At 65.4% G+C, this 11,686-nt stretch carries 9 protein-coding genes; 1 reads left to right on the forward strand and 8 read right to left on the reverse strand.

The annotated features are described in order from the left end of the window. Positions 1-3 precede the first annotated feature (3 nt). The 4 genes from MO486_RS10195 to MO486_RS10210 all read right to left on the reverse strand — a co-directional run bounded on the left by MO486_RS10195 (position 4) and on the right by MO486_RS10210 (position 2,303). On the reverse strand, positions 4-210 hold the full coding sequence (locus tag MO486_RS10195; protein ID WP_242907073.1) for a zinc-finger domain-containing protein: 207 nt from the start codon (positions 208-210) through the stop codon (positions 4-6). A 72-nt stretch (positions 211-282) separates the two neighbouring features. Continuing rightward, entirely contained in the window at positions 283-990 is a 708-nt protein-coding gene (locus MO486_RS16490) for a pirin family protein (protein WP_242907075.1), read from the reverse strand. 18 nt (positions 991-1,008) lie between these two features. Then, entirely contained in the window at positions 1,009-1,629 is a 621-nt protein-coding gene (locus MO486_RS10205; RefSeq protein ID WP_242907077.1) for a YceI family protein, read from the reverse strand. Between the two features lie 68 nt (positions 1,630-1,697). Beyond that, positions 1,698-2,303 carry a malonic semialdehyde reductase gene (locus MO486_RS10210; protein WP_242907079.1) on the reverse strand — a complete coding sequence of 202 codons (606 nt, stop codon included), beginning with the start codon at positions 2,301-2,303 and terminating at the stop codon, positions 1,698-1,700. Between the two features lie 109 nt (positions 2,304-2,412). On the opposite strand from MO486_RS10210, the gene MO486_RS10215 reads away from it, so the two are divergent. Continuing rightward, positions 2,413-3,399, forward strand: coding sequence for a mitochondrial fission ELM1 family protein (locus MO486_RS10215; protein ID WP_242907081.1), 987 nt, complete (start codon positions 2,413-2,415; stop codon positions 3,397-3,399). Positions 3,400-3,443: 44 nt separating this feature from the next. Here MO486_RS10215 and MO486_RS10220 read toward each other — a convergent pair whose 3' ends face one another. From MO486_RS10220 to MO486_RS10235, 4 genes are all read right to left on the reverse strand, one after another. Further along, positions 3,444-3,980, reverse strand: coding sequence for a hypothetical protein (locus MO486_RS10220; RefSeq protein WP_242907083.1), 537 nt, complete (start codon positions 3,978-3,980; stop codon positions 3,444-3,446). A 41-nt stretch (positions 3,981-4,021) separates the two neighbouring features. Further along, on the reverse strand, positions 4,022-4,483 hold the full coding sequence (locus MO486_RS10225; protein WP_242907085.1) for a hypothetical protein: 462 nt from the start codon (positions 4,481-4,483) through the stop codon (positions 4,022-4,024). Then, complete coding sequence (locus MO486_RS10230) at positions 4,480-5,688, reverse strand: TIGR03032 family protein (protein WP_242907087.1); 1,209 nt, start codon at positions 5,686-5,688, stop codon at positions 4,480-4,482. The genes MO486_RS10225 and MO486_RS10230 overlap by 4 nt, the downstream gene beginning before the upstream one ends. A gap of 67 nt (positions 5,689-5,755) precedes the next feature. Continuing rightward, positions 5,756-11,614: a hypothetical protein gene (locus tag MO486_RS10235; protein WP_242907089.1), complete on the reverse strand. Its 5,859-nt coding sequence runs from the start codon at positions 11,612-11,614 to the stop codon at positions 5,756-5,758. Positions 11,615-11,686 lie beyond the last annotated feature (72 nt).

Here is an 11,686-nt window from a genome sequence, read left to right on the forward strand (position 1 = left end):
ACTTCAGTCAATCAGGACGTAATGCGCGCCGCAGTACGGGCACTGGCTTTCGCCGCCCTCGGCCTCGATCGCCAGGTAGACGCGCGGATGCGAATTCCACAGCGCCATCGACGGCAGCGGGCAGCTCAGTGGCAGGTCGGCGCGACGGACTTCGTAGCGCTTCTGCGCGTTGGCGGGCGCGGTGGCGGTGGGATGGGTGGATTCGGCCATGACGCGGAAGTTTCCTGGGCGAGGCTGGGTTCGACGCTAAGCGCAGTTTACCAGCCGCGGACACAGGACCGCTCAGGCCGGCAGGTCGAACAGCAGTACGTCGGCCGTGCCGTTGCCGCGACCTTCGATGCGCAGTGCCCCCTCGTCCGCGAAGCCGAGCGCATCACCGGCTGACAGCAACCGGCCGTCGACCCCAACATCACCCTGCGCCACATGCAGCCAGTACCGGCGGGCCGGGTCGAGCGTCGCTTCGACCCGCTCCCCATCGGCGAGCAACACGCCGCGCAACGAGGCCTGCTGACGGATCGCCAACGAATCCCCGGCGCCATCCGGCGACACCAGCGTCGCCCAGCGCCCACGCCGCAGCGCTGGGTCGAATGCGCGTTGTGCATACGCCGGCTGCGCGTTGAGCCGGTCTGGCTGGATCCAGATCTGCAGGAAATGCACCGGCTCACTGTCGGAAGCGTTGTACTCGCTGTGCTCGATGCCGTGGCCGGCGCTCATCCACTGCAATTCGCCAGGGCGCAGCACGCCTCCGCCCCCGGCGTCGTCGCGATGCGCCAGTGCGCCGGACAACACGTAGCTGAGGATTTCCATGTTGGCGTGGCGATGCGGCGGGAAGCCTGCACCCGGCGCAACCCGGTCCTCATTGATCACCCGCAGCGCGCCGAAGCCCATCCACTGCGGGTCGTAGTGATGGCCGAACGAGAACGTGTGCCGGCTGTCGAGCCAGCCGGCTTCCACGTGTCCACGCGTGGCGGAGCGGCGTTCGACGATCACGGGACGGGCTCCGACGAATTACTTCTTGTCCGCCGGCTGCGTGCCTTCTGGCTGCTTGCTTTCCGGCTTCGGCACCATGGTCTCGGTAGTGATTTCGATCGCGATCTCGTCGCTGACGTTCGGCACGAACTTGGCGACACCGAAGTCGCTGCGCTTGATCGTGAGCTTCGCATCGAAGCCGGCCGCAGCGCGCTTGGCGATCGGGTGGTCGCCGACGCGGTTGATGGTCACGTCCAGCACGACCGGCTTGGTCACGCCGTGGATGGTGAGATCGCCGTTGACCTTGAGTTGGTCCTCGTCGACGCGTTCGACCTTGGTGCTCTTGAAGGTCGCGGTCGGGAATTTTTCCTCGTCGAAGAAATCAGCGCTGCGCAGGTGCTCGTCGAGATCGTCGACGCCGGTATCGATGCTGGAGATCGGAATGGTCACTTCGACCGAAGACTGGGTCGGATCGGCCGGATCGAACAGGAACGTGCCTTCGACCTTGTCGAAGCGGCCGGTGATGTGGCTGAAACCAAAATGATTCCAGCTGAATTCGACCTGGGTGTGGTTGGGATCGATCCGGTACGGCACCGACTTGGCGGCGACGGAGAAGGTGGCAGCGGCGATCGCGGCGGCGAGGATGAAGCGCTTGAACATGATGGGTGTCCTATCGTGGGGGCCGCAGCGCGGCACTGATCAGTTACGGGGCAAAGTACGGCAAGGATTCACTCGACCCGGCATGCCTCGTCGAACGAGAGCCGCGGCGAACGCTGGAAGATGGTCGAGCGATCGCCATGGCCGAGGTTGACGAGGAAGTTGGAACGCCACGTGGTGCCGGCGAAGAACGCCGCATCGAGCTTGGCGTTGTCGAAACCCGACATCGGCCCGCAGTCGAGGCCCAGCGAGCGTGCAGCCAGCAGCAGGTACGCGCCCTGCAGGCTGCCGTTGCGCAGCGCGATGGTCGTCAGCGCCGCCTCGGGCTTGGTGTCGAACCACGATTTCGCATCGGTATGGGGGAACAGCACCGGCGACTTCTCGTAGAAGGCGATGTCGTAGGCGACGATCACCGTCACCGGCGCGGCCATGGTCTTCTTGTAGTTGCCCTCGTCCAGCGTCGGACCGAGCTTGGCCTTGGCTTCCGCCGAACGCACGAACACGAAGCGCGCCGGACAGGTGTTGGCCGTGGTGGGGCCCCACTTCAGCAGATCGTAAAGCTGGTGCAGGGTGTCCTCGCTAACCTCGCCCGTGAACCAGTTGTAGGTGCGGGCCTGGCGAAAAAGCTGATCAAGGGCCAATTGGTCGAGCGAAGCGGCGGGCAGTGTGTCGGTCATCGTGGTTCCAGCACATGGGGCCGCAGGAACGGATTGCGGCGAAGGCGCGCAGTGTAGAGTGTGGCGCGTCAAAAGCAGGCTACAGGCCCGGAACGGATTGACTGCATCGATGGAACGAACCGCGCACACGGCCACCGCTTCCCCTGATGCCTGGACGTTGAGCGACGGCCACGCCGGCAACGTCCGCCAGGCCACGGCGCTGGCCGTCGCACTGGGCTACACCGCTGCGCAAGACTGGTCACTGCGGCCGCGCGCGCCCTGGCGCTGGACTGCGCCACGCAAGCTGTGGGGCTGTACCTATGCATTCGGCCGCGACTTCGCAGCCGCCCTGCACGCGCCTCCTGCACTGGCGATAGGCTGCGGCCGCCAGGCCGCCCTGGCGACACGGCTGTTGCGCGAACGCGGCAGCCGGGCGGTGCAGATCCTCGACCCACGCCTCGATCCCAAACACTGGGACCTGATCATCGCGCCGGAGCACGACGACCTGCGCGGCGACAACGTCATCACTTTGCTCGGCAGCCTGCATCCGGTCGACGACGCCTGGCTGGCGCAGGCGCGCGAAGATTTCTCAGTGCTTTCACCGCTCCCGCAGCCACGCACCGCGCTGCTGCTGGGTGGGCCCAGCAAGCACGTCGATCTTGATGCGACGACGTTCGCCAAGCAGCTGGCGCGACTCGAGGCCGCGCTGCTGCGCGAAGGCGGTAGCCTGATGCTGACCACCTCGCGTCGCACGCCCGTCGCCTGGCGCGAACAGGTGCGGCAACGCTTCGCAACCGTGCCGGGTGTGCGCTGGTTCGGCGCAAACGGAAACACGACCGACGACGACAACCCCTACCCCGGCATGCTCGCCTGGGCCGACCGCATCGTCTGCACCCCGGATTCGGTCAACATGCTCAGCGAAGCCTGCGCCACGCACGCACCGGTGTATGTGCTCGATCCGACGCGCACCCGCGGCCGCCTGCGCAGTTTCAACGACAGCCTGCTCGCACTTGGGCGCACGCGGGCGCTCGACGATACGTTGGCGTCGTTCGCAGTGGAACCGCTGCGCGAGACGGCGCGGGTGGCGGCGGAAGTGCGGGCTCGGTTGGGGCTTTGATCAACGCGCCAACGACTTCACAGGACACCACTGATGCGGTGTAGTCAGGGCTCGATCCGCTTCCGACGCCTCGGCGACACGGGTGGGAGCAGCCGGGTGTCGTCGAAGTAGGACACGCGCAGCTGCAGCCCCCGGGGCGAATACCCGATGAAGGTCGAGTCGGCCGCAGGCTCGTAGGCACGGGTGTAGTGCGTCGCCAACAGCTTGCTCTCCAGTTCCAACAGCACACCCAGGCTTTCCGGCTCGGCGAGTCCGGCGTTGTAATCCTGCAGCACCTGCCGGGCGCGGTTGAAAAACGGGATTGCCTGCTTCTGGCCGCGGAATTCCGGAGCGAAGAACTGGCGGTAGTAGTACATCGGCTGGCGCAGGCGCGGCAGAACCCGCACGAGCGCCGTCCCGACACCGCAGATCGCGCCGCTGGCGTTGCGGGCGATGCACACGGCCTGGCGGGCACGTACCACCGCCTTGTCTGGATCTGGAATGGCGTTGGTCAGACTCCAGAGGTCGATCAGCTCGGCGGAGAGTTCGGGAGTGACGTCCTTCCAGACCGGTATGATTTCGAACGGCATTTCGGTGTTCAATCGAGACTCCTCGCGCAACGGCGGCGATGCGGTTTGCATGCTTACTTCTTCACCGGGGTAGCCGGCTGCGATGCCGCCAGCCGGTGCACGACAGTCAGGTATTCGACAAATTCCAGCTTCTGGTTCTTGTTGGCGTCGAAAGCGGCGAGCCCCGGTGCCGCCGCGCCCGCCTGCTTGACCAGCACGAGATTGGCGTACTCACCGGCTTCGATCGCACCGCTGCGGTCGGCATCGACCGTCCGGAACTGCTCCCGCAGGCGGACTTCGAGCGCAATCGCGCGCTGCAGCCCGGCGTAGCCGGCCTGGAATTCCTGCAGCGACAGCGCCTTGTCCTTGTTGGTATCCAGCGCGCCGAAGAGCACCTCGGTGCGGGCTGGCATCTGCGCCTGGACGTTGGCGGGTTGCTGGCCCGATGTTGGAGCGGTCTGCGCGGCGGCAGGCAATGCGCCTGCCACGAGGAGCAGACAGAACGCAGTTGCTGAGTAGAACGTGCCGGTGTTCATGCGGTCATCGCCTCCGCTTCCAACTCGGACTCGAAGGTGATGAGTTCGCGGATTTCCGGTGTACGCAGGCCGACCATCATCGGGTTGCGCACGTTGGGCAGGAAACTGATGTCGAAGATCTCGCTGATGTCGCCCTCGAAACGGATCCAGTTCATCACGTCGCCGTTGGCCAGCGACACGATCTGTACGCCGCACCACGGTTCGGCATCGCGCTTGCGCAGCTCCTCGTCGAGCTGCAGGCCCTCGAAGCGCTGGTTGCGCGGCTTGGACAGGCCGACTGCGGCCACGTTGCCGATGATCGACAAGCCGCGCAGGAAGCCTGGGAAGAACGCCAGCGGCACGAACTTCCTGTTCGCGAAATCCACGTACCCCAGGTGACCGGTTCCCGCATTGAGCACCCACAGTTTGCCGTTCGCCCAACGCGGCGAATGCGGCATCGACAAGCCTTCGCACACGATCTCGTCGGTGGTGATGTCGATCACCACGCCACCGTCGTGGCGCCGGTCGCGCCAGCCGTCGACGCTGTCGCTCTTGCAGACCGCAGTCACGTAGCGCGGCTCGCCGTCGACCATGGCCAGGCCATTGAGATGGCAGCGGTCCTCGGGCGCCAGCTTGCTGATGAAGTCGGGCTTCCAGATCGCCTTGAAGCTGTGGGTCTGGCTGAGCTCGGCAAGGCACGAATACTTGGTGTTGACGAACACGACCTTGCCGTTCCTGCGAATGCCCAACTCGTGGATGTCGAGGTCGCCAATGGTCTGCGCGTTGCGCGGCACGTAGCACTTGTCGAACTGCTTGTGGATCACCTCGTTGGGGCGCAACACGTTCTCGAAACGCCACAACTGGTACAGACCGCCGAGGTACATGCGTTGGGCGTTGCCGACGATGCCCATCGCGCGCTCGAAGATGCGCTCGAAGAAGGACACCCTGCCCTGCGGGTCGCTTCCCACCAGGTACAAGCGTCCCGTCTGATACGACGAAATGGCGAGCGAGATCCGGTTGGCGGCAAGCCAGCCGGCAAGGCCGCGCGAGCAGGTCTTCTCGACTTTCAGTCTGGTCAGATCCACCGGTGGCTTGGCAGCTTGTGCCTGGGTCGCGCCGGGGGCAGTGGCGGATGGATCCACACTCACCGTCTGCAGGGATTGTTCGGTTGCGTCCTTGTCGTTGACTTCCCGGATATTCCCACCGGCGGTGTTCTTTCTTGCCACTTGCTAGCCACTCCTCAAATTCCGGTGGCCCGGCGGAATGTGTCCGCCGGACCACCCGTTACTGCACTTACCAGCTGTAGCGCATCGCCAGCTGACCGCCCATGAAGCTCTGTACCGCACCACCATCGATCCAGTTCACGCCGCCGGTGATCGACAACTTGCCCTTGCGCATGCCCAGGCCCATTTCGACCATCGCGCTGGTGCCTTCGGTGCTGGTCGCACCGACGAGGCCGCCGTTGACCGAATAGTCGTACTCGCCGTCGAACTCGCGCACCGCGTTGAGCGAGCCGTACGGCGTCCAGGTGTAGCCCGCACGCTCGAACGTCTTGTCGAGGGCCACGCCCAGGCGAGCCCGCGAGGACACGCCCCCGTCGACGACGAAGGTCGACTGGCCGCTCTGCAACGTCGAGATGTCGCTCACCTCGGTTCGGGTGTATTGCGCTTGCGGCACGACATGGATGTCCGCCACCGTCCAGGCGGTGTAGCCCGCTTCGACGTTGAACGCATTGGCCGAGACTTCCGTCGTCTGTGTCCCTACCGCCGATTGCAGGCGTGCATCGAGGCCGGTCCAGCGCTGGGACACGTCGACGTAGAAGCCCTTGGCCAGCAACGTGCCGTACAGGCCGAAGGTCTTGCCGTCGAAGCGGTCGGAGCCGGCGCCCGTGCGTAGATGCTGGCTGCCTTCCAAATCGGCGAACAGCACGCCCACGGCGAAGTTTTCGGTCGGACGGGCATCGAGGCCCAGCTCCCAGCCGTGGTTCGACTGCTTGAAACCGAAGTTGCCGCCCGGACCGAAGTTGCTGCTGTGCTGGGGATTCACATCGCCGCTGTCGGTGAACATGCGCACCCACGGCGCCAGCCCGACATCGCCTGCTTCCGGCACCACGCCCATGCGCTGGCGCCATGTACCGACCTGCGCATTGACCAGGCTCTGCACACCCGGCGCGATGGTCGCCGCGAGCGAGCCCATGTCGCTCAAGCCGGTGACCGCCACGCCAAGGGAGAAGACATCGGCCGTCGCGTTGCTGGCATCGATGTTCGCGTTGAGGCTGAAGTCCAGGGAAAGGAAGCCGCCGCCGTATCCGACATTGCCCAGCACGAAGTCATCGGCCGTCGATTCGCCATTCACGTAGACCAGCGGCACATACATGCTGGCCGTGGTCGGCATGTCCAACAGGTTCACGTTCAGCGTCTGCGTCGTCGGCGCGATCACGCCGCCTTCGACGTACAGCTGGTCGCTCGTCTGGTTCAACCCGCTGACGTCGACCTGGATGTCACCTTGGCCGGCGAAGTCGCCGACGATGGTCAGCACGTCGTCGGCTGCACCGTCCACGAAGGTGATCACGCCGTTGTTGTTGACCGGGAACGGGTTGTCCATATCGAGCACGTTGGCGGCGCCCGACACGGCGAGCGTGCCGAAATTGTCGAACGTGTTGCCGGTGACGTAGCCGCCCAGACGGATCACGGCGTCGTCCATGAGGATCGTGCCGTGATTGACGATGTGATCGTCGCCGGCGCCGAAGTCCGACTCGCCGACCGCATGCCAAATGGAACCAGCGGCATTGTCCAGGTTGTCGTCCAAGTCGCCGGTGAGGATCGCACCGGTGATCGAGCCGCTGTTGGCAATGCTGGCGGTCGCGCCGCTGCCCGACGAAATGGCGATCCGCGTACCGTCGCCGAACGCTGCGATGGTGCCGGTATTGGTCAGCACGTTGTTGCCGTTGGATTCCATCGAGACCGCGGTGGCCGTCGCATCCGCACCGTAGGCGGCCGCGGCGATCGTGCCGTCGTTGTTGACCTGGGCGCCGTAGGCACCGAGGACGACGGCGCCGCTGGCGTTGGCGATGTCGCCGGTGGCCACGGCACTGATGATGCCGCTGTTCTGCAGCAGTGCATCGCCGTAGAAGCTGTTGGCAAGACTGCCAACAGCAAGGGCGTCATCGGCCTCGGTAATGGCGGTGATGTGTCCGGCGTTGGTGATGCCAGCCGCGTACGCGCCAAGCGCGATCGCGCCGTAGCTGTAGCCCACGCCGCCGTGGGCGCTTGCGACAGCGCTGATGTCGCCGTGATTGTCGAGCTTCGCATCGCCGCCGGTCACGGCGTAATAGCAACCGCCGGAACCACAACCCAGGTACTCCTGGTGTGATGCATACGCGTAAGCGCCGACCGCGAAGGCGTTGCCGTAGTCGGCATCGGCGTGGGCCGTGATGATGCCGGCGTTGTCGATGGTGACCGCGAGGTTGTTGCTGTAGCTGCTGAGCTGGTTGCCCGGCATGCGGACGCCGTAGGCCGACGCATAGCCGAAATCGGCACTGGCTGCGGCGTGGATGTCGCCGACATTGACCAGCTCGCCGGTGTTGTGCGTGCGCATTTCGACGCCGAAGGCGCTGGCGATGCTGTGGCTCGGATTCTGGCCGCCGTCCGGCGTGACCGCGGCGTAGGCGACGATGCTGCCGGCGTTGTAGATGTAGCCATCAAACGCGCCGAAGACCTCGGCACCCATCGCGGCGGCCCGGCCGGCGTAGTAATCGCTGACCACCGTGCCTACCGTGGCCGACGCGGAGATCGTGGCGCCCGCGTGGTTGATGATCTGGCTGTAGCTCCGGCCGTTCGCGGCCACGCCGTAGGCACCGGCGACGCCGAGCTCGCTGTCGGCGATGGCGGTGATGTTGCCCGCGTTCTCGATGAAGGCGTCGTGCGTGGTGTTGACGCGGATGCCGCTGGCGCCGGCGCCGGCGTTGAAGAAGGTGATGCCGTCCTCGGCGATCGCGATCGCGGTGATGTCGCCGTTGTTCACCACCGACCCGTCGCCGGCGGTGAAGAAGGTGCCGCCGTAGACCTGGATTCCGGTCGCCCCGGCGACACCGAAGTGGTTATAGCCGGTGGCAGGGTCATGGAAGCCGTGGCTGGCCTTGGCGTAGGCGACGATGCTGCCGTCGTTGACGACCGAGGCGCCGTACTTGGCGCCGGCCTCGATGCCGGTCGCGGCGGCGCTGCCGAACAACTCGGTGTACGCGACGGCAGTGATGGTCGCGTCGGCGGCATTGGTGGTGGTCGAGTGGTAGCCATAGTTCGCCACGCCGGTGGCAACCGCGAAACCGCTGTACGCCTGCGCGAACGATTCGATGGCGCCGTGGTTGGCGATCGCGGCTTCGCTGTACATGTAGACGGCGAGCGCCTGCGCACCGGTCGCATAGGCATAGCCTCGGCCGTCGCCGATGACGCTGCTCGCCCCGATGTCGCCGTAATTGACGATCGAAGCCTGGCCCGCGACGCTCTGGGCATACGCGCCGGTGGCATAGGTGAAGCTGAAATCGGCCGTGGCGAAGGCGCTGGCCGAGATCGAGCCACCCGCTTCGTTGCGAACCTCGGACAGGGCATACGGGCCGTTCTGGCTGACCGCGCCCCAGGCGCTGGCGCTCGCGAAGCCGGGGACGTCGATGGCGCTGGCAGAAGCAGCGATGCTGCCGGAATTGATGACCGACGCGTCGCCATACCCATACACGCCCCTGGCGTGAGCGCCGACGGCCGTAGCCTGGTAATAGCTGGTGACGGCGGTGGCCTGGATCGAACCACTGTTGTCCACGATCGAGTCGTACACGTAGGCGAAGTTGTAGGCACCGACCGCCGTGGCCGACATCACACCGTTGGCGACCGCGCTGATGTCGCCAGTGTTGGTGGTGATCGCATCTCCGATGTAGGCGGACGCATTGAGCAGGCCGGTCGCAGTGGCGTCGTATCCGGTGGCCTCGGCGGTGATCCCCGCCACGTTGGTGGCGTAGGCGCTGAAGATGTAGCCGATCGAACTGGCGCCGATCGCGTTCGCCTCACCGTCGACGGCACTGGCGGTGGCGTGGATGGTTCCGGCGTTGTAGAAGGACGAGCCCAGGTAGCCGAACGAGTCGGCACCAACGGCCGTGGCGGTGCCGCCGTCGGCGGCGGCGCTGGCGGTGAGGTCACCGTAGTTGGAGATGGCCGAATAGTTGCCGTAGGTCCCCAAGCCCGTCGCAACAGCCTGGCCGTCGACGGTGGTAGCGGAGGCGCTGGTGCTGCCGTCGTTGAAGATGGTGGCCACGTCCGCGTACACGAACGCGCCGGTGGCATACGCATCGCCGCCGGCAGCGACCGACGCGTCGGCGCTGAGATCGCCACCGTTGATCAGCAGACCGATGCCTGCGTAGCCACCATTGACCACGGCCGCGTACGCAGTCGCATCCCCGTTGACACTACTGCTCCGCGCGGAAATGGAACCGTAGTTGGTCAGCGTGGTGGTGTTGCCGCCGATGGCGTAAGCGCCAATGGCAAGCGCATAGCCGTCCTGTGAAGTGGCGACAACGTCGATGTAGCTATCAGCTTCGTTGGCGACATCGGCAAAGTGGTCGGACTTGGCCACCACGCCGCGAGCGGCGGACATGCCGGTCACGCCATCAGCGCTTGCGCTGATGCTGCCGGCGTTGCGGGTATTCGCGTAGTTGATGGACTCGTTGTAGACGCCGGTGGCGAATGCAGCACCGGTGGTTGCCGTGGCCATTGCGGAGATCGAGCCGCTGTTGTCCACGATGGCGTCGTACGCATAGGCATAGTTGTAGATGCCCGTCGCCGATGCCCCCGACGCGCCATAAGCTGTCGCGTCGATGCTGTCAGCATTGGTGGTGATCGCACTCCCGTAGCGGAACGCCGCGTTGATGACGCCCGTGGCGGTGGCGAAATTGCCATGGGCGTCGGCGCTGATTGTGCCGTCGTTGGCGACGTGCGCGCTTCCGGATTGCCGGGTCGCAAAATTGACGATGCTGAGCGCGTAGGCATAGTCCGCGGCGGCGCCGGCGAAGATCGATCCTGTATTGGTGACGTCGGCATCGAGACCGTAGCCGATCGAATTGATGGCGGTGGCATACGCCCGACCGCCGGCCGCCTGGGCAACCGCTTGGATGTTGCCGCTGTTGTCGACAGTCGACGAACCGGCATAGCCGAAGGAGTAGACGCCGAAGGCACGCGCCGTCCCGTCGTTCGCCAGGGCAATGGCCTGGATGTCACCGTCGTTGTGGACGGTCGAACCGACCGAGTAGCCGAAGGAGTCGATCCCTCGGGCCCAGGCAGAGTAGCCATCGCCGTAGGCCGTCGCGCTGATGTCGCCATGGTTGAAGACAGCGGCGTCAACGGAGCTGACCCGCGCCCCCGTCGCGAACGCAAGGCCGTAAGCATCGAGGGCGGCCTCGGCGGTGATATCTGCGTTGTTGTAGAGGCGGGCGCTGTATGCGTCGAAGACATCGAGGCCGACCACGTTGCCGTAACCGGAGACGCTGATGTCGACGTTGTTGTCGACCGCTAGGCTGGTGGCGGCTGCCGCGGCGATGCCGTTGAAGCCGTCGATGAACGAATCGGCATTGATCACGCCGTCGAAGCCGATCTCGAACGTGCCGTCCGTCCGGTTGCCCATGCTGATGTCGCTGCTGAGCGAGAACGCGTTGGCGTCGATGACATCGGCGAACGCATCACCACCGCCCACGAGCGTCACGTCATCGACGCTGCCGACATCCAATGCGTCGACAACACCGCTAGTGTCGATGCTGGTTCCGACGTAAGCGATGGCCGAAACGTCGCCGGCGCATACCGCATCGATGCCGGCGAGCGCAGCCGCCGAATTAACGCTGGTAGGCGACTGGTCGCCAGGCACCACCGTCAAGTCGACTGGAGGTACGAGGCTCGCGTCCGGGAGGGCCTGACTGAAAGCGCCATGGCAGGTGTACGTATTGGTCACATCGTAGCGGCCCGTGCCGGCGGCCAGGCTGACGACAGGGGAGGACAGCGCCAGTGCCGTGGCCGACACAGCCAGTGCGGCGCGGATGGCCCGGGTAATGGGAGCGACCGCGGGGGTCGCTTGGTTGCGCTTCTTGCACGGGCCGACATTCTGGGCAGATCCGTTCATTGCTTCCCCTGGGAACATGTATGTATCGGAGCTAGATGGTTTGCATTGCAATAGCGAAGCACCCGCTCATGC

The sequence above is a fragment of the Lysobacter sp. CFH 32150 genome (assembly GCF_022758295.1).
GTDB lineage: Bacteria > Pseudomonadota > Gammaproteobacteria > Xanthomonadales > Xanthomonadaceae > CFH-32150.